Annotated in this window: 20 protein-coding genes; 10 read left to right on the top strand and 10 right to left on the bottom strand. The window is 63.4% G+C overall.

Going from position 1 to position 18,565, the window contains the following annotated elements; genetic code table 11:
- Positions 1–156 precede the first annotated feature (156 nt).
- From JMY29_RS06190 to JMY29_RS06170, 5 genes are all read left to right on the top strand, one after another.
- A complete protein-coding gene (locus tag JMY29_RS06190) occupies positions 157–831 on the top strand; it encodes a DUF4245 domain-containing protein (protein WP_018777306.1) in 675 nt (224 codons plus the stop codon).
- Positions 832–888: 57 nt separating this feature from the next.
- Entirely contained in the window at positions 889–1,503 is a 615-nt protein-coding gene (locus JMY29_RS06185) for a carbonic anhydrase (RefSeq protein WP_018777305.1), read from the top strand.
- 87 nt (positions 1,504–1,590) lie between these two features.
- Positions 1,591–3,018, top strand: a complete 1,428-nt coding sequence (locus tag JMY29_RS06180; RefSeq protein WP_189075892.1) for a class II fumarate hydratase — start codon at positions 1,591–1,593, stop codon at positions 3,016–3,018.
- Positions 3,019–3,203: 185 nt separating this feature from the next.
- Positions 3,204–3,872 (top strand): TetR/AcrR family transcriptional regulator, encoded by a 669-nt coding sequence (locus tag JMY29_RS06175; protein WP_018777303.1) that lies wholly within the window; start codon positions 3,204–3,206, stop codon positions 3,870–3,872.
- Positions 3,869–5,542 carry an MDR family MFS transporter gene (locus JMY29_RS06170; RefSeq protein ID WP_039240319.1) on the top strand — a complete coding sequence of 558 codons (1,674 nt, stop codon included), beginning with the start codon at positions 3,869–3,871 and terminating at the stop codon, positions 5,540–5,542. The genes JMY29_RS06175 and JMY29_RS06170 overlap by 4 nt, the downstream gene beginning before the upstream one ends.
- Here JMY29_RS06170 and JMY29_RS06165 read toward each other — a convergent pair.
- Both JMY29_RS06165 and JMY29_RS06160 read right to left on the bottom strand, forming a co-directional pair.
- Positions 5,539–6,015: an NUDIX hydrolase gene (locus JMY29_RS06165; protein WP_018777301.1), complete on the bottom strand. Its 477-nt coding sequence runs from the start codon at positions 6,013–6,015 to the stop codon at positions 5,539–5,541. The two genes, JMY29_RS06170 and JMY29_RS06165, sit on opposite strands and share 4 nt — an antisense overlap.
- 66 nt (positions 6,016–6,081) lie before the next feature.
- On the bottom strand, positions 6,082–6,633 hold the full coding sequence (locus JMY29_RS06160) for a prepilin peptidase (RefSeq protein WP_039240317.1): 552 nt from the start codon (positions 6,631–6,633) through the stop codon (positions 6,082–6,084).
- A gap of 61 nt (positions 6,634–6,694) precedes the next feature.
- On the opposite strand from JMY29_RS06160, the gene JMY29_RS06155 reads away from it, so the two are divergent.
- Together JMY29_RS06155 and JMY29_RS06150 are read left to right on the top strand one after the other, a co-directional pair.
- Positions 6,695–7,456: a hypothetical protein gene (locus JMY29_RS06155; RefSeq protein ID WP_110504396.1), complete on the top strand. Its 762-nt coding sequence runs from the start codon at positions 6,695–6,697 to the stop codon at positions 7,454–7,456.
- Between the two features lie 31 nt (positions 7,457–7,487).
- A complete protein-coding gene (locus JMY29_RS06150; RefSeq protein ID WP_189075893.1) occupies positions 7,488–8,132 on the top strand; it encodes a GNAT family N-acetyltransferase in 645 nt (214 codons plus the stop codon).
- A 101-nt stretch (positions 8,133–8,233) separates the two neighbouring features.
- On the opposite strand, the gene JMY29_RS06145 is transcribed toward JMY29_RS06150, so the two are convergent.
- Positions 8,234–9,628, bottom strand: a complete 1,395-nt coding sequence (locus JMY29_RS06145; RefSeq protein ID WP_189075894.1) for a PhoH family protein — start codon at positions 9,626–9,628, stop codon at positions 8,234–8,236.
- A gap of 237 nt (positions 9,629–9,865) precedes the next feature.
- Positions 9,866–10,669: an isoprenyl transferase gene (locus JMY29_RS06140; protein WP_052247135.1), complete on the bottom strand. Its 804-nt coding sequence runs from the start codon at positions 10,667–10,669 to the stop codon at positions 9,866–9,868.
- Between the two features lie 107 nt (positions 10,670–10,776).
- On the opposite strand from JMY29_RS06140, the gene trhA reads away from it, so the two are divergent.
- Complete coding sequence (gene trhA, locus JMY29_RS06135; protein WP_039240310.1) at positions 10,777–11,418, top strand: PAQR family membrane homeostasis protein TrhA; 642 nt, start codon at positions 10,777–10,779, stop codon at positions 11,416–11,418.
- A 341-nt stretch (positions 11,419–11,759) separates the two neighbouring features.
- Here the strand turns inward: trhA and JMY29_RS06130 are convergent, their stop codons facing one another.
- Positions 11,760–12,068 (bottom strand): hypothetical protein, encoded by a 309-nt coding sequence (locus tag JMY29_RS06130; RefSeq protein ID WP_055975197.1) that lies wholly within the window; start codon positions 12,066–12,068, stop codon positions 11,760–11,762.
- 106 nt (positions 12,069–12,174) lie between these two features.
- Positions 12,175–13,080 carry a mycothiol conjugate amidase Mca gene (gene mca, locus JMY29_RS06125; RefSeq protein WP_039240309.1) on the bottom strand — a complete coding sequence of 302 codons (906 nt, stop codon included), beginning with the start codon at positions 13,078–13,080 and terminating at the stop codon, positions 12,175–12,177.
- 73 nt (positions 13,081–13,153) lie between these two features.
- Here mca and JMY29_RS06120 point away from each other — a divergent pair, with 73 nt between their 5' ends.
- A complete protein-coding gene (locus JMY29_RS06120; protein ID WP_018777292.1) occupies positions 13,154–13,612 on the top strand; it encodes a DUF4307 domain-containing protein in 459 nt (152 codons plus the stop codon).
- Between the two features lie 152 nt (positions 13,613–13,764).
- A complete protein-coding gene (gene greA / locus JMY29_RS06115) occupies positions 13,765–14,259 on the top strand; it encodes a transcription elongation factor GreA (protein WP_018777291.1) in 495 nt (164 codons plus the stop codon).
- 105 nt (positions 14,260–14,364) lie between these two features.
- On the opposite strand, the gene JMY29_RS06110 is transcribed toward greA, so the two are convergent.
- Genes JMY29_RS06110 through JMY29_RS06095 form a run of 4 tightly spaced genes read right to left on the bottom strand, consistent with a single transcriptional unit; the run spans position 14,365 to position 18,524 of the window.
- Positions 14,365–14,979: a rhomboid family intramembrane serine protease gene (locus JMY29_RS06110; protein WP_018777290.1), complete on the bottom strand. Its 615-nt coding sequence runs from the start codon at positions 14,977–14,979 to the stop codon at positions 14,365–14,367.
- Between the two features lie 14 nt (positions 14,980–14,993).
- Positions 14,994–16,232 carry a threonine ammonia-lyase gene (gene ilvA / locus JMY29_RS06105; protein ID WP_018777289.1) on the bottom strand — a complete coding sequence of 413 codons (1,239 nt, stop codon included), beginning with the start codon at positions 16,230–16,232 and terminating at the stop codon, positions 14,994–14,996.
- 3 nt (positions 16,233–16,235) lie between these two features.
- Positions 16,236–17,513, bottom strand: coding sequence for an AI-2E family transporter (locus JMY29_RS06100; RefSeq protein WP_018777288.1), 1,278 nt, complete (start codon positions 17,511–17,513; stop codon positions 16,236–16,238).
- Between the two features lie 60 nt (positions 17,514–17,573).
- Positions 17,574–18,524 (bottom strand): aldose 1-epimerase family protein, encoded by a 951-nt coding sequence (locus JMY29_RS06095; protein ID WP_229778607.1) that lies wholly within the window; start codon positions 18,522–18,524, stop codon positions 17,574–17,576.
- Positions 18,525–18,565: the final 41 nt, after the last annotated feature.

The following is an 18,565-nucleotide window of genomic DNA, read 5'->3' as shown; positions in this document are numbered from 1 at the left end:
GGGACCGGACATGGTTGCGCGGGGCAACCCGGGGTTCCTCTACCAACGATCATAGTCGCCACGTCCACTCCGGGTGGTTGAATGACCACCGGCCGCAATACCGGCGGTGAGGTTGCCCGATGTGTGTTCCCTGCCCCGATAAGGGATCATGGAAGGGTGAGTGAAACGCAGGACAAGCCCGCTGCCGGCAACCAACCGGATGCTGCCGCGGCTGAGCCAACCAGTGCCCCGGATGCCCCCTTCAAGCCCGTCATCGCAGCGAAAGCTGCCAAACGGGCCAACGCGTCCGTGATTGGCATGGTCATTGCCCTTTTGGTCTGCGTGCTGGCTTTCCTCCCCATCGTCCTGATGAATCCGGCTCCGAAGGGCGACGGCTTCAGGCCTCCCATCGATGTCTCCTCCATCGCCAGGAACGCCGAAGGTGTGGCGGGATTCACACCTGTCACTCCCGATACCGGCGACACATTTACCCCGAATTACGCGCGGTGGGAATCGGGCAGCGGGACAGGCGTGCCCACTTGGGAGGTCGGTTTCCTGACTCCCAAGGAAGCTTTCATCGGCCTCACCCAGACCAATAAGGCCAATCCCACCTGGGTATTGCAGCAGACGGGCAACCTCCCGGTCACCGGCACGCGCAACGCCGGCGGGCAGGAGTGGGAACTGCGCGATTCGGGCAAGGAAAAGCGCAGCATGGTCCTGGACTACAAGGGCACCACCATCATCCTGAGCGGCACGGCAAGCCTCGAGGAATTCGCGACGTTGGCCACCGCCGTCGTCAAGTCAGCGGACCAGGGCACCGCACCTTCGGCCTCAGCTGCCCCGTCCGCCTGACCGATTGGCGCGCAACAGTTTCACTGACTGCTGCCTCTGCGTCGTAAAGTAAGGTTCGTGCCTACTTACCTGACTCCAGCCCTGGCGTGGCGCCGTCTCCGCGAGGGCAACGAACGCTTTGTCTCCGGCGAATCCCTGCACCCCAACCAGGATGCCGCCCGTCGCTCGTCCCTCATCGAGGACCAAAACCCCTTCGCCGTCATCTTCGGTTGTTCCGATTCCCGGCTCGCTGCAGAGATCATTTTCGACCTCGGCCTTGGTGATGCTTTTGTTGTGCGGACCGCCGGCCAGGTGATTGACGATGCCGTCCTCGGTTCCCTGGAATACAGCATCAGCCAACTCCGGGTTCCGTTGATCGTCATCCTCGGCCACGACAGCTGTGGTGCGGTGAAGGCCACCAAGGCAGCTGTCGAGACCGGTGAGATGCCTGCGGGCTTCATTCGGGACCTCGTCGAACGCATCACCCCCTCCGTCCTGACTGCCAAGCGCAACGAGCAGGAAGACGTCAACGACATGGTGGTGGAGCACGTGAAGCAGACCGCCGCACGCCTGGCTGACAGCTCCCGTGTGATTTCCGACGCCATCGACGACGGCCGCGTCGCCGTCATCGGCCTGTCGTACAAGCTTGATGAGGGCCGCGCGGCCCTCGTTTCCGGGATCGGCAAGCTCTAAGAGGACGTGCTCCGGCGGCAACGCCGGAGCACGTAGCACTCTCCTCCGGGTTTTCTGTGAGGCGTCGGATCGCCATAAGCTAGCCCCATGACTTCCACCACTGAGTTCCGTATTGAACATGACACGATGGGCGAAGTTCGCGTCCCCGTGAACGCCCTGTACCGCGCCCAGACGCAGCGTGCTGTGGAGAACTTCCCCATCTCCGGCAAAACGCTCGAGCGCACACACATTGAAGCCCTTGCCCGGGTCAAGAAGGCCGCCGCACTGGCGAACGCCGAACTGGGGGTGCTCGATGGCGAGCTCGCCGAGGCCATCGCCGCAGCTGCCGATGAGGTTGCAACGGGCAAGTACGACGGCGACTTCCCGATCGACGTTTTCCAGACCGGCTCGGGTACCTCGTCCAACATGAACACCAACGAGGTCATCGCGGAACTGGCTTCCCGCGCCCTCTCGGCCGCCGGCAGCGACAAGGTGGTCCACCCCAACGACCACGTCAACGCTTCCCAGTCCTCCAACGACGTCTTCCCGACTTCCGTCCACGTCGCCGCCACCTCGGCCCTGATCAATGACCTGATCCCGGCCCTCGAGTACCTGGCAGCTTCCCTGGACCGCAAGGCCGTGGAGTTCAAGGACGTCGTCAAGTCCGGCCGTACGCACCTCATGGATGCGACCCCGGTCATGCTTGGCCAGGAATTCGGCGGTTACGCAGCGCAGGTGCGCTACGGCATCGAGCGCATCAACGCCGCTCTCCCCCGCGTAGCCGAGGTCCCCCTGGGCGGTACCGCTGTTGGTACCGGCATCAACACCCCGGCCGGCTTCCCGGAGCGCGTCATCGAACTCCTCGCAGCCGACACCGGCCTGCCGCTGACCGAAGCCCGCGACCACTTTGAAGCACAGGCGAACCGCGACGGCCTGATCGAGGGCTCCAGCCAGCTGCGCAACATCGCGATCTCCTTCATGAAGATCAACAACGACCTCCGCTGGATGGGCTCGGGCCCCAACACGGGCCTGGGCGAAATCGCCCTTCCGGACCTCCAGCCCGGCTCCTCGATCATGCCCGGCAAGGTCAACCCGGTCATCTGCGAAGCGTCCATCATGGTGTGCGCCCAGGTCATCGGCAACGACACCGCCATCGCCTGGTCCGGCACCAACGGCGCCTTCGAACTCAACGTCGGCATCCCCGTCATGGCCGCCAACCTCCTCGAGTCCATCCGTCTGCTGGCCAACACCAGCCGCGTCATGGCCGACAAGATGATCGACGGCATCACCGCCAACGTCGAGCGCGCCCGGTTCCTGGCCGAGGCCTCCCCCTCGATCGTGACGCCGCTGAACAAGTACATCGGCTACGAAAACGCCGCCAAGATCGCCAAGACCGCCGTCAAGGAGGGCCTGACCATCCGCCAGGCTACCGAGCAGCTCGGCTTCGTTGGCGAAGGCGAAGGCAAGGTCTCCGAGGCCGACCTCGATAAGGCTTTGGACGTCACCACCATGACGTCGCCGACCCACAAGGCCTGATTCTTGGCTTAAACCCAAAGCACGACGACGGCCGGTACCTTTCGCACGAGAGGTACCGGCCGTCGTCGTACCCGGGAGTTTTTGTACACCAGGTGCCCTCAAGAAACCTCCTTAGCGGCATCAGGTGTACAAAACCTCCGGGCGATATTTTGCACCCTACGGCGAAAAGTGCAAAACTTTACTTTGTGAGCAATAGTGCAAATATCGACGGCGGCCTCCGCGAGCGCAAGCGCGCCGCCACGCGGCTGGCCATCACGGCAGTCGCACGAACCCTGACCGCCGAACGCGGCCTGAATGGCTACACCGTGGAAGAGGTGTGCGAAGAGGCGGGCATCTCCCGCCGGACCTTCTTCAACTACTTCCACTCCAAGGAAGACGCAGTCATCGGAGCATTCTCCGATGACCTGCCCCAGGATTCGCTGGATAACTTCAACCGGGATCCTGAACGGCTGCCGGACGGCATCTCCGCCACGTTGCTCGCTGCCCTGTACCACCTCACCGTGGACATCGTGGAGCGTTCCACCATCAGCCGTACCGAGATCCAGCAACTGATTGCTGCCATCAAGGCCGAGCCCCAGCTCCTGGGCCGCATGACCCTTGAAGGCGAGGCCAGGGAGCGGCAGTTCATGGAACTGATCGCCGCCCGTGAGGGCCTCTCCCCCGGACATCCGGAGATCATCATGGCCTCAGCCGTGTTCGGCGCTGTTTCCAAGAAGACATCCCATCAGTTCTTCTCGGAGGACAACACGCGGCCTTACCGCGAGCTCCTGGACCAGAACCTTGCCGCAGCCCGGAAACTCTTATCGCAACCGCTGGACACCACTCCTGCACAGACACCGAAGGACCCCGCATGAGTACACTCTCGAAGGCGGCAGAACCACTGCTGCTGACCCAGAAACGGATCTGGATCATCTTCTCGGCGCTGATCGCAGGCATGCTCCTGTCCAGCCTCGACCAAACCATCGTTTCCACCGCCATGCCCACCATCGTGGGAAAGCTCGGCGGTGTCGAGCACCAGGCCTGGATCACCACGGCCTATCTCCTGGCCACCACGATCGTCATGCCCATCTACGGCAAGTTCGGTGACATCCTGGGCCGGCGCAACCTGTTCCTGGTTGCCATCGCCCTGTTTACCCTCGCTTCGGTGGGCTGCGCTTTCGCCACCGACTTCTGGGGCTTCGTGATCTTCCGCGCCATCCAGGGTCTGGGCGGCGGCGGCCTGATGATCCTCTCGCAGGCCATCATCGCCGACATCGTTCCCGCCAAGGAGCGCGGCAAGTACATGGGTCCGCTGGGCGCCATCTTCGGTCTCTCCGCCGTCGCCGGACCGCTGCTGGGCGGCTTCTTCGTGGACCATCTCACGTGGGAATGGGCGTTCTACATCAACATCCCCATCGGAATCGCGGCCTTTATCACCGCATGGTTCACCTTGACGCTTCCCAACAAAAAGGCCGAAAAGAAGATCGACATCCTGGGAGTCATCTTCCTCTCTGCCGCCACCACCTGCCTTATCTTCTTCACCGACTTCGGCGGCAAGAAGGACGAAGGCTGGGATTCGCCCCTCACCTGGGCCTTTGGCGCCGGCATGGTGCTGGCCGCCTTTGCCTTCGTCATGGTTGAACGGCGCGCCGAGGACCCCATCATTCCGCTGAGCCTGTTCAAGAACCCGATCTTCATCAACGCGACCGCCATCGGCTTCACGCTCGGCCTGGGCATGTTCGCTGCCATCGCGTTCGTTCCCACCTTCCTGCAGATGTCCTCCGGTACTTCAGCAGCCGAATCCGGGCTGCTCATGCTGCCGATGATGGTTGGCCTGATGGGCACGTCCATCTACTCCGGTATCCGTATTTCCAAGACCGGCAAGTACAAGATGTTCCCGATCCTGGGTGCGGCGTTGACCATTGCGGCCATGCTGTGGCTGACCACCCTGACGGCAGCAACCCCGATCTGGGTCATCTGCGTGCAGCTGTTCATCTTCGGTGCCGGCCTGGGGCTGATCATGCAGGTCATCGTCCTGGTGGTGCAGAACTCCGTTCCGGCGGACCAGATCGGCACGGCAACCAGCACCAATAACTACTTCCGCGAGGTCGGTGCATCACTGGGTGTCGCCGTGTTCGGTTCCATCTTCACCAACCGCCTGGCTGAATCACTCAGGGAGGCATTCACCGGTGCCGGCGCTTCTGCGGAGCAGGCTTCGCAGTCCACCAGCACGCTTGATCCCCAAGCCCTGGCGCAGCTGCCTGAGCAGTTGCGGGATGCGATTGTGAACGCGTACGCCAATTCCCTGGCTCCAGTGTTCTGGTACCTGGTGCCGTTCATCGCCATCGCCCTGGTTTTGGCCATCACGCTGAAGCAGATCCCACTCTCCGACACCGCCGGCATGGTGGCCCGTGGTGAAGCAATCGGGGGCGCGGAGGCTGACAGGCTTGAGGCTGAGCGCCGTGAAACCACGCAGACGGCGCCGGACGAGGACGACCTCAGGACGGATCGCCCGACAGCCGACGCCGGAAGCCAACAGCACTAATCCTCCATTTGGTAAGCCACGGGGCCCTCGGGCTCCGTGGCAAGCCTGATGGCTTCAAGGTTGCCGGCGCTCATCTCCGGAAGATCATCCAAGGCGAACCAGCCCACGGCCAGTGATTCGTCGTCATTGACCCTGGCGTCTCCCGAGACATACCTGCACCGGAAGGTGATGTCCAGGAAGTCGCACACGTCGCCGTTCGGGAAGGTCACGGGACCTACAACGCCGACGCCGACAATCCGTTCCGTTTCCGCCACCACCGCAGTCTCCTCGAAGATCTCGCGCACCAGCCCGGGGGCGGGGTGTTCGCCCGGTTCGAGCATTCCGGTGATGAGGGCCCAGTGCCCGTTGTCGGCCCGCTGGCCCAGCAGCACCCTGCCTTCGTCGTCGAAGACCACTCCCCTGACGGCCGGCAGCCAGAGGGGGTCATGGCCGATCTTCTCCCGCAGTCTGAGCACAAAATCCGGGGCACCCATGGTTCAGCGTTCCTCACAAGAATGGTCGGTCCCGGCGCGGTTTGCAGCCTTGCAGACAGGCTAGCCTCATGCGGGCAGCAGCACCATCGCAACAGCTGCTCCGGCCAGCATGAAAGGACCGAACGGAATGGCCGACCGCAGCGTTCCCCGCCGTGCGGCAAGGATGAACAAGCTCCACAGCCCTCCCAGGAGGAAGGCCGCAAAGGTTCCGGCAAAGATGTGGCTCCAGCCCAAATAGCCCAGGTAGAGGCCCAGCACCCCGGCCAGCTTCACGTCGCCAAAGCCCATCCCTGGTGGATGGATGAATCGCAGCACGAAATAGAAGAACCAGAGGGCCGCGCCGCCGGCAAGAACCGCCAGCCCTGGCACCCCCAACAGAGTGGCGGATGCTGCCCCTTGCGTAGGGGTACCGGGGAGCGACGCCGCGATCGCGGCAGCGAGCAACAGCACTCCGGCCACACCGTAGGACGGAAGCACAATCCGGTTGGGCAGCAAGTGGCTGCGGACGTCGATGACCGTGAGCCGGACAGCCATCACCACGAAATACAGGCAGGCTGCCGCCACCAGCCAAAAACCCAGCGGGCTGGCTGTCCAGAGCTCGGAGAGTCGTCGGATCACCCTCGGATGCTACCCCGTTTTGCTCGTCCGACCCGTTTGAACGCTTGGGTAAACTGTGGATATGGGGCGCTACAGTGCAGACGAACCGGGCTTTGACTTGTCCTCCACATTCCGGAATCTATGCCGTTCTTCGCCATGGAAATGGACCACCCTGCGATTTGAATATCTTGAGCGGCCCGGCAGTGGCGCCAATATTGTCCGTGCCTGGCTGCGACGCCCGGGCGCCCTCCGCCTTGAGACGGCTGAGGGTCAACTGCTCCACAGCACCACCGGCATCAACGACTCCCGGGATGACCTGTACGTCAGCTCCACGCGACGGTCCTGGCTGCTGCCGGCGCATCTGGTGACGCCCGTCTACGACGACGCCGGGCTGGTGCGCAGGCGTCCCGAGGCGGCGTACGGTGAGCCGTCCTTCGGCAATGGCCGCCTGGCTGCAGCCTTGGATCCAGTGGAGTTGGCCGGCAACGCGCCGGTTCCCATCGAATTCCCGGACACCAACCGCGTCTTCTTCGAACCCCCCAGGGAAGTGGACCACGAGGGCCGTCCCGCCCTGGAAACCATCGTCACGCCCAGCCGGACCTACGTTCCTTCCGATCCCGCCCAGCCCTTGGTCCATCCCGGCCGGACGCTGATCAGGATCGACACCGGAACAGGGGTCTGCGTGGCCAGCCAGAGCCTGGACGGCGACACCTCCGGTACGGGCCATTGGCTGAAGATCCTGGGTGTCGACGAGTACATGCTCGATGACCTGTTCCTGGCGGAGTCCATGAACCTCACGGACGTCCGGCGGCACATTCCGTGGGACATCGGCCCGGCCGCCTGACCGCGCCGCCTTTTCGGGCTAAGCTACGGCGATGACATCGCTGGCAGACATCTGGCCCCCGTTCGGACTCATTCTCACCACCCCGAGGCTGACCGTCCGTCCGATTCTCGACGACGACATCCCCGCCGCCGTGGACGCGGCCCGCTCAGGTATCCACGAACCCGGCAAGTGCCCCTTCAGCACGCCCTGGGCTGAAAGGCCGGCGGACGAGCTGGCACCGAACATGGCCCAGTGGTACTGGCGGTGCCGCGGAAACTTCACCAAGGATTCCTGGACCCTCCTCCTGGCGGTCTGGCGCGACGACGAATTCCTAGGCGTACAGGACCTCGGTGCCAAGAACTTCGCGACGCTCAAAACAGTAAGCACGGGTTCCTGGCTCAAGCAGTCCGCGCAGGGCCAGGGCGTCGGCAAGGAGATGCGCGCCGCCGTCGTCAGCTACGCCTTCGATTACCTTGGCGCCGAAGTGGCCGAATCCGAAGCAGCGTCGTGGAACCAACAATCCCTGGGCGTCTCCACCAGCCTCGGCTACGAACTCAACGGCATCTCCCGGGACGGCTGGGGAGAAAAAATCGAAGAAGTCCAAAGAGTCCGTCTCACCCCCACCACCTTCAAACGCCCCGACTGGACCCTCAAAGTCCAGGGCCACGAAGAACTAAAGAACTACCTGAAGCTGTAACTGCACCTGCACCTGCACCTGCGTCGTGTCTAAGCGACGGCGAAGGGCCGTGGCCCGGCGAACCGGACCACGGCCCTGGACACCACGTTCCAAGGAGATGCTTAGATCTCAGCCCCCTCCAGCAATTCCGTAACAAGGGCAGCAATCGGCGAACGCTCGGACCGGGTCAGCGTGATGTGCCCGAACAGCGGATGTCCCTTGAGGGTCTCCACGACGGCGGCAACGCCGTCGTGGCGTCCCACGCGCAGGTTGTCGCGCTGGGCAACATCGTGGGTGAGGACGATCTTGGAGTTTTGACCGATGCGGCTCATGACGGTCAGCAGGACGTTCTTTTCGAGCGACTGGGCTTCATCCACGATGACGAAGGCGTCGTGCAGCGAACGCCCGCGGATGTGGGTCAGGGGCAGGACTTCCAGCATGCCGCGGTCCATGACTTCTTCCACGACTTCCTGGCTGACCAACGCGCCGAGGGTATCGAACACGGCCTGGGCCCACGGGTTCATTTTTTCGGACTCGGATCCGGGAAGGTAGCCGAGCTCCTGGCCGCCCACTGCGTACAGGGGCCGGAAAACGACCACCTTCCGGTGCTCACGGCGCTCCAGTACGGCTTCAAGGCCTGCGCAGAGGGCGAGCGCGGACTTGCCTGTGCCTGCCCGTCCGCCGATGGACACGATGCCCACGGAAGGGTCCATGAGCATGTCGATGGCCAGCCGCTGTTCGGCGGAGCGTCCGTGGAGGCCAAAGACGTCGCGGTCGCCCTTGACCAGACGGACCTGCTTGTCGGCTCCCACGCGCCCCAGAGCGGATCCCCTGTTCGACAGAAGCACCAGTCCGGTGTTCACGGGGAGTTCGGCGGCTGCGGGAATGAAGACAGGTTCATGGCCGTAGAGCGTGGTGATTTCGTCGTCGTTGGCTTCTAATTCCGCCATGCCGGTCCAGCCGGAGTCCTTGACGAGTTCGTTGCGGTACTCGTCCGCCTGGAGTCCCATGGCAGACGCCTTGACCCGCATCGGGAGGTCTTTGGAGACCACCGTGACGTTGTGGCCCTCGTTGGCCAGGTTCTTGGCCACGGCCAGGATCCGGCTGTCGTTGTCGCCACCGCGGAAGCCCGCAGGAAGCACGTCCGGGGAAATGTGGTTCATTTCCACCCTGAGCAGCCCGCCGTCGTTCCCCAGGGGAATGGCCCGGTCCAGTCCGCCGTGTTCAATCCTGAGGTCGTCGAGGAGACGCAGGGCTTTCCTGGCGAAGTAGCCAAGTTCCGGATCGTGGCGCTTTCCCTCGAGTTCACTGATGACCACGATGGGAACGATGACCTCATGTTCTGCGAACCGCAGGAGTGCGTGGGGATCGGAAAGCAGGACGGATGTATCGATCACATAGCTGCGGCCCGTGGCGGACGCTGTTGCCCGCGCTTTTTGTGGGACCCGCTTGGCGCGAGAGGTAGCTGCACTTTCCCCGTCGGAAACCATTGCGGGCAGTTGCTCAGAAATAGCCACATCGACTCCAGCCCCGGGCGGTCGCCCGGCCTAATGGTGAAGCGGCTCGGCCGGAAGGCCGGGCGTGGCCTCCCATGTAACTGGTGCGATGTTCCGCTCCATATACTGGCCTCCCCGATCAGCGGGCGGTTTTGCCTGCTGATGGGATTAACGTAATCCCCGACACATTCATTTCCGCAATCCGTCGTCGGCAAGTCGCATGTCGGGCTCGTTAATTTTCGGTGAACCGCGCCCGGGCTAGGTTCCGTAGCGGCGCTGCCGCCCGGCATAATCCCTGAGCGCACGGAGGAAATCGACCTTGCGGAAGGCGGGCCACAGGGCTTCGCAGAAGTAGAACTCGCTGTAAGCGCTTTGCCACATGAGAAATCCGGAGAGCCGCTGCTCGCCTGAAGTGCGGATCACCAGGTCCGGATCGGGCTGGCCCCTGGTGTAGAGGAACCGGGAGATGTCGTCCACTGAAAGTTCATCTGCCACCTCGGACATGGTGCGTCCTTTGGAGGCGGCATCGTGCAGGAGTTCCCTGACGGCGTCGACAATTTCGCGGCGGCCACCGTAGCCGACTGCGACGTTGACGTGGATCTTTTCGTGGACCGGCGTCCGGGACGTGAGTTTGTTCAGCCGGTCAGCCAGGTAGTCCGGCAAAAGTTCCGGTGCTCCCATGGCGTGGACAGACACGTCTTCGTCTTCGTCGAGCCGGTCCATGGTGTTGGCGATGATGCCCATGAGCAGGTCCAGCTCCTCACCGGAGCGGTTCATGTTGTCCGTGGAGAGCATGTAGAGCGTGACGACCTTGACGCCCAGTTCCTGGCACCATCCCAGAAATTCGTGGATTTTGTCTGCGCCGGCCTGGTGTCCTTGGCTGGTGGGGGCATTGAACTGGCGCGCCCAGCGCCGGTTGCCGTCCACCATGACGCCGATGTGCCGTGGGATCTGGTCCTGCTTGAGTGAGCGCAGGAGTTTGCGCTCGTAGAAGCCATAGAGGAAACCGGGCAGCTCCACCGGACTCTCACCTGACTTCCTTGCTTGTACGACGACGCACATCCAAGGCTACCTTCCCGAGCTGCCGGGGCGGTGCAGTGGACAGTCAAAAACCGCCCAACACTTGTTACCCAGAAGTAACTTACCGAAACGTAGGTTATTCTTGGAGCATGGCTGAGCTCCTCGAAACCAAGCCCCTCTGGCGTGGATGGATCCACGCAGTTGCCGCTCCTTTTGCACTTGCAGCAGGGATAGTCCTGGTGACGGTTGCTCCCACTCCGGACCGCAAAGTCACGTCCACCATCTATGCCCTGACCGGTTTCCTGCTGTTTGGCGTCAGCGCCGTGTACCACCGGGGAAACTGGTCCCCCAAGGTCCGCATGCTCCTCAAACGGCTGGACCATACCAACATCATGCTGGTGATCGCCGGGAGCTACACGCCCCTGGCATGGTCCCTGCTGGAACGCTCTGAAGCTGTCACCTTGCTATGGCTTGTGTGGTCCGGGGCGATCGTCGGCGTCTTGTTCCGGATTCTGTGGACCCATGCTCCGCGCTGGCTCTATGTCCCGGTTTACATCGCCCTCGGTTGCGGGGCCCTGTTCTACCTGCCGCAGTTTTTCGCCGCGAATGCCGCCGCAGCCATCCTCATATGCGTCGGCGGCGCCCTGTACATTGCCGGCGCAGTGTTCTACGCCCTCAAGAAGCCAAACTTCAGCGCCCGGAACTTTGGTTTCCACGAACTGTTCCACGCCTTCACCGTGCTGGCCTTCGCCGCGCACTTCATCGCCATCATGATGGCCGTCCTGAGCTAGCCCGGAAAGACGGGTTCACCGCCCACAGCCATGGCGGCCAGCCGCGCCCCAGCCATGGAGGCAGCAACGGGACGTCACTCCGGGGGCCGGGGACGCGTCGTCGTACGTTTGATGGGCGACCACCACCCCTGGGCGGGCGACGTCAGCAACGCGCCGCACAGTTCGCGGCGATGCCGCGAGCCAGGACCGGCGACGGCGGCCGCAACCCGGCAGCGGCAAACGCCAAGCCGTCATCCCCGAACGGACGGCAGTGGACGGGATTGCCCGCGTGTTGCCGGAGATAGGCAGAGGGTTCCGAACCCAAGGCATCGCTTGCCCCGGGACAGCCGGTTCCGCCCGTTTTAGCGGGCTCCGGGGCCGCCATTGCCGATCTCGTCAGTGGGACCGCCGCTTTGTGCCGGATTCCCGTCCGCGGACGGCTCACCCGCTTCAGCAGCCAGACGGGCTTCCTCTACCTGTGCGCGATAGCGGACGCGTCGGATCCTCCGGACCATGTCCACGATCAGGAAGGTAGTGAGGATCACGATGAAGGCCGTGAGGACGAAGCCCCACGTGCCCGGCGTCACCTGATCCTCGGACAGGCCGGGCCGCAGCGTGCCCGTGGGATCGGGCGACGGAGTGACGGTCAGGGCGAGAATCAAGTGGTGCACGGTCAAACCTTCTATGGGAACTGGTGCGCGCCGGCCGGCAAAGCGTAACCGGGATGCTGATGGGCCATCCGGTAATTTCTACGAACGATAGAAACTACCGGCGTTCTTATCTTATCCCTGCGAAGAGATCCTTTTCGGGCAGCTCGGAAGGCACACGGGACTTGATCAGGGTGTAGTCCTCCCAAGGCCACGTGGTCCGCTGCAGTTCCGGCGATACGGCAAAGAAGAAGCCCAAAGGGTCGATCTGGGTGCGGTGGGCCCGCAGGGCGTCGTCGCGGACCTCGAAGTAGTCGCCGCAGTCGATCTGGGTAGTGGTCTGGTGACCGCCGGCGGGTGGCGTGTGTCCCTCGGCGTCGGCCTCCAACCACGCCGCCAGCCGCTCGGCGTACGGAGACTGCAGCCCTGCTTCCTCCAACGCGAAATGGAGGGCACGGAAACGTGCGGGGCTGAAAGCACGGTCGTAGTAGAGCTTGTCCGGGGCCCACGGCTCGCCCATGCCGGGATAGCGTTCGGGATCGCCTGCGGCTTCATAAGCTTCAACCGCCACCTTATGGGCCATGATGTGGTCCGGATGCGGATAACCGCCGTTTTCGTCGTAGCTGAGGATGACGTGCGGCTTGAACTGACGAACCAGGCGCACCAGTGGAGCTGAAGCCCGCTCCAGCGGCTGCAACGCGAAGCATCCCGGCGGCAGCGGCGGGAGGGGATCTCCTTCCGGCAGGCCTGAGTCCACGAATCCGAGCCAGCGCTGCTTGATTCCCAGCACCGCTGCCGCGTTGGCCATTTCCAGCCGGCGCGCACCGGCCATGTCACGCTTGGGATGCGGGGCATCCTCCATGGCGGGGTTCTGGATGTCTCCACGTGATCCGTCCGTGCACGTGGCGACCATGACGTCCACGCCTGCGGCGGCGTACATCGCCATGGTTGCTGCACCCTTGCTGGACTCATCATCCGGGTGGGCGTGGACGGCGAGCAGCCGCAGCTGCTGGTCGGAACTGCTGGACGCTGTCACGTGACGGCTCCTCTTTCATGGATCTGCTTCAGGGGCGGCAAAGTGCCACCGGGATCGGCACTAAACTGGATGGGTGACTTCAGAGGACCTTTCGGCCACCCAAGTACCGGCAAGCACCAGCCTAGCCAATCGCTACGGCGGTCAAAAGCGCGCCATGACAGGCAAAACCAAGCGGAACATCATCATCGCCGCGCTGGTGGTCGCCATTGGCTTGGCCGGGTATGTCGCGACAGGGTCCGCGCAGGCTCCGGTCACGTTCAAAGACATTGGCTACAGCACGGTGGACGACACCCAGGCCGAGGTCGATTACCAAGTCACCAAGTCCCCTCGCGCCACCGCGAAATGCGCCATCAAGGCCCTGGACTCGAAGTTCGCAGTAGTGGGTTGGAAGGTGGTCGAGATCGGCGCCAACGAGCCCCAGGACGACCCCGACGGCGGGAGGACCACTGTCCAGCGGACCACCCTGAGGACCGAGTCCCCGTCTGTCTCCGGCGTCGTGGATAACTGCTGGATTGTGGACAGCGGCAAATAACAAACGTGTGACCTACGGCTCAACCGGTTTGGGTTCGTCCAGAGGATTTACTACAATGGATGAAACCTTCACCCCGTTAAGTTGGTTACTGAGTTTTACGAGTGGCCACCTCGGCGGGGTCTTTTGCATTGTCAGATCTAGAGGAGAAATCCGTGTCTACCACCAACAGCGCCACTGCGGCTTGGCTTACCCAGGAAGCTTTCGACCGCTTGAAGGCTGAGCTGGACCACCTTTCCGGCGCTGGCCGGGCGGAAATCGTCCAGAAGATCGAAGCTGCCCGCCAGGAAGGCGACCTCAAGGAAAACGGCGGCTACCACGCAGCCAAGGAGGAGCAGGGCAAGATCGAAGCCCGTATCCGCCAGCTGACCGCCCTTCTGCGCGATGCGCACGTGGGCGAGGCCCCGGCCGACGACGGAATCGTCGAGCCCGGCATGCTGGTTGTTGCCCGCATCGCCGGTGACGAAGAGACGTTCCTGCTGGGCTCGCGCGAAATCGCCGGAGATTCCGATCTGGATGTCTTCAGCGAGAAGTCGCCCCTCGGTGCAGCCATCATCGGCCACAAGGAAGGCGACAGCCTCAGCTACGTCGCTCCCAACGGCAAGGAAATCGCGGTAGAGATCGTCTCCGCCAAGCCGTACGTCGCCTAGGTATCAGCCCGGGCACCACAAGCACGACGCCGGCCCCCTCCTTCGTGGAGGGGGCCGGCGTTTTTTGTGCCCGGCCCAGCTTTGGGACTTACTGTCCCCGTTGGGTCAGGGGGTGATGGCGGGCTTGGGCCGTAGCAAGAGGGCCGCGATGATGCCACCGATGGCGCCACCCAGGTGGGCCTGCCAGGAGATGTAGCCCATCACCGTAGGCAACACCCCGAAGAGGATGCTGCCGTAGGCCATGAACAGCACCACGGACAGCAGGATCTGCCACCAGCTCCGGTTGAAGAAACCCCGGACCAGCAGGAACGCGAAGAAGCCGAACACCAACCCGGAGGCCCCAACCGTCACCCCTCCCCCGCCGATGAGCCACACAGTCAGCCCCGAGCCCAGCCAACTGAACGCCAGGGCGGTGATGAACACGCGGATGCCGGACAGGAACACCAGGAAACCGAAGATGATCAGCGGCAAGGTGTTCGAGATCAGGTGGTTGAAGTTTGCGTGAAGCAAAGGAAAGGTGAGGATGTCCAGGACACCGTCCATGGAGCGGGGGCGGAGTCCGAAAGTGGCGTTCAGGGCGTGCCGCATCAGCGTATTGAGAATCTCGATGACGTAGAGCAGGACCACGAACCCGCCCATGAAGAGCAGGCCGCCCTTCGCCCGTCCGGCCAGCGATTCCTCGGCTTCGGCTCTTGATCCTTCAGGCGTTCCAAGCACCATGGGCGCTCCTCCCGTCAGTGCACCACGATCGGCTGGAAGCCCTCGGCCCGCAAGGCGCCAAGGACCTGTTCGCCGTGTTCGTGGCCCTTCGTTTCCAGGTTGATGGTGATGGAGACATCGCCCATGCTGATGGAACCGCCCAGGCGCGTGTGGTCCAGGCCGGTCACGTTGGCATCGTTCTCTGCGATGATCCGGGCGATCGTAGCCAATGAGCCGGGACGGTCATCGAGCATCATACGGACCGTCATGAAGCGGCCTGCAGCCGACAAACCGCGCTGGATGACCTTCAGCATCAGCATGGGATCGATGTTGCCGCCGGAAAGCACGACGGCGGTGTTCCCTGGGTTTTCGATCTTGCCGTCCATCAGTGCGGCTACTCCCACCGCGCCGGCGGGCTCAACGACCATCTTTGCGCGTTCCAGCAGGAAAATGAGCGCACGGGCCAATGAGTCTTCGCTGACGGTGACAACGTCGTCCACAAGCTCGCGGATGATGCTGAACGGCAGCTGTCCCGGTCGTCCCACTGCGATGCCGTCAGCCATCGTGGATACCTTCTTGAGCGGCACCAGGGCATCGGCAGCCAGGGAGGGCGGGTACGCCGCGGCGTTTTCTGCCTGCACGCCAATGACCCTGATCTCACGGCCAAGCTCCTTGGCGCGGGCTTTGATGGCCACAGCCACGCCGGCCAGCAGTCCACCGCCGCCGACGCCCATAAGGATGGTGTCCACATTGGGGATCTGTTCCAGGATCTCCAGACCGATGGTGCCTTGACCCGCTACGACATCCACGTTGTCAAAGGGGTGCACGAACACGGCACCGGTTTCGTTGGCGTAGCGTTGCGCTTCGGCCAGTGCCTCGTCCACATTGTGGCCGTGAAGGATGACCTCTGCCCCGTGGCTGCGCGTGGCGGCGAGTTTGGGGAGGGCGACGCCCAGCGGCATGTAGATCCGGGCGTTGATGCCCAGGCTCTTGGCGGCCACTGCGACACCTTGGGCGTGGTTGCCGGCGGAGGCCGCCACTACACCGCGCTTCTTTTCGTCGGCAGTGAGGCGGGCCATGCGTACATAGGCACCACGGACTTTGAACGAGCCGGCGCGCTGCAGGTTCTCACACTTGAAGAAGACATTTCCGCCCACAAGGTGGCCCAGCGCCCGGGACGACTCCACCGGAGTCTTGGTAATAATGCCCTCGAGCAGCTCCTGCGCCTTGAGGACATCGTCCAGGGTGACGGGCAGGGTATCGAGGGTATTCACTGACTATTCTCCTTTGTTGGTGTCGGCCTCGGGGCCCTCAGCAGAGGTGCTCCCCGGAGCCTTGGTCGTGCCGGCGCCGCCCCTGGCGAGACGGGATTCGGACTTTGGAAGGTGCACTTCCTTGAAGTTGGCGTCGCCGGAACCCGCGGAAGCGGCCGCCGGTTGGAGTCCGGCGCCACCCAATCCTTCATCATGTTCCCACGTCCGGCCGGCAATGTAGCGAACTGCCGTGTTTACTACGGCGAGCAGGGGAACTGCGAACAGGGCTCCCGGGATGCCTGCCAGATAAGAGCCTGCAGCCACCGAGAGGATGACGGCCACCGGGTGCAGGGCAACAGCCTTGCCCATGACCAGCGGCTGCAGGATGTGACTCTCAAGCTGCTGCACCAGCAGGACGATGGCCAGCATGATCAGGGCATTGACGGGCCCATTGGCGACGAGGGCCAGCAGCACCGCGATGGCACCGGTGACCAGCGCGCCCACAACAGGGATGAACGAGCCGATGAAAACAAGGACGGCGAGGGGCAGTGCCAAGGGGACCTGGATGATCGCAGCACCGACACCAATGCCTACGGCGTCCACGAAGGCAACAAACATCTGGATACGGACGTAGCTGACCATCGAGGTCCAACCCCGCCGGCCTGCACCGTCAGTTGCCCTCCGCGCCGTTTTAGGCAGAAGGCGTACCAGGAAGGCCCAGATCCGGCTTCCCTCCAGCAGGAAGAAGATCAGGATGAACAGCGCCAGCACCAGGCCGGCCGCGAAGTGTCCTGCGGTACTGCCAAAGGACAAGGCACCGCTGAGGATGCTGCTGCTGTTGTTCTGCAGGGCGTTGGCACCATCGGCGATGTACTGGTCGATCTGGTCGGCGGTGAGATGGAGGGGGCCGTCGGCCAGCCAGGTCTGGATCTGCTGGATTCCGGCGAGGGCTTCCTGCCACAGTGCGCCGAAGCCGGACACCAACTGCCGGCCCACAAGAGCCAGGGCGCCGGCAATGACGCCGATGAACCCGACTACGGTAATAGCGACGGCAGCGCCATTGGGAAGTTTGCGGCTCCGCAACCAGGCCACCACCGGATAGAGCAGACCGGCCAGCAGCGCTGCCACCATGACGGGGATGATGAGGAAGCTGACCTTCCCCAGGAGCCACACCAGAGCACCGATCATGAGCAGTATCAGACCTGCCCGCCACGACCAGGCTGCAGCAATGCGCACCCCATAGGGGATGTCCTCGGCGATTTGGCGGTCAGAACGGGGCTTGGCGTCCGGTGTTGGCGTCATGAACCCATAATTCCGTAGCCCGCTCCGTATGGGAAACCGACCCGCAGGCAGCGCCGCGGACTAAAGGGATGCAGTAATGCCCCAGTTCATGGTGAACGCCTCCCCCGGCGCCAACCAGCGGAGGCCGTCACCACTGTTGAAGGCGTTCGCCGGGCCAGTCATCGGTTCGATGGCCACTGCCCTGGAACGTCCAGGAAAGGTGTCAGTGATGAAGACATGGACATACTGGCAGTTCGTGTCCTGCTCCAGGCTTACACTGCGGCCATCAGGTGCGGTGAGCGTATGGCGGGCCGCGCCGCCGTCGAACTCCAGGTCCGTTAACGCGACGTCCACCAATGACGGGCCAACCGGGATGCCTGATGAAAAGTCGTACGGCCCGTCCGCCGGGGCCGTGCTGCGCGGGATCAGGCGCTCATCCGCCACAAGCCGGGTCCGGGCGTTGACGGTAAGGATGAGGTCTTCGGGGGCAGTGTCGCCCAAGCGCAAGTAAGGGTGGGCGCCAAGGACAAAAGGAGCCGGGCTCTGCGCTTGGTTGATCAAGGTCTGGGAAACACGGAGGTCCAGGGCGTCGTCGAGTTCGTAGCGCACCCGGTGAAGCACCAGAAACGGGTAGCCGTGCTGGGGAAAAACAGTGGCTTCCAGGGTGACGGAGAATTCGGACTCATCCACCAGCGCATATCCGGTGTTGCGCAATAGTCCGTGGCTGGCGTTGTTGCGTGAAACTTCCGTGATGTCGAGCTGCTGCTTCTTGCCGTCGAGGTACCAGATTCCGTCTTCAACCCGGTTGGCCCACGGCGCAAGGGTGATGCCGGTGGCCCCTGGAGAGATTTCAGCGTCGCCGTAGCTCTCGGTCAGCTGGACGCCGCCGCGGGAGTACAGCCGCAGTCCCGCAGCCAGTTCCGTCACGACAGCAACGGCGTTGTCCCGTCGCAGCTCGAACTGCCGACCCGTGGCGAAACGGCGGGATTCGGGGTGGTGGGCGCTGTCGGCTGGCATCGAAGAGGCAGGCATGGCATTACCGTACTGCATCCGGGAGGTCGGACCGGACCCGG

Source organism: Paenarthrobacter nicotinovorans (assembly GCF_021919345.1).
GTDB lineage: Bacteria > Actinomycetota > Actinomycetes > Actinomycetales > Micrococcaceae > Arthrobacter > Arthrobacter nicotinovorans.
This window is presented reverse-complemented; position numbering and strand designations above follow the sequence as displayed.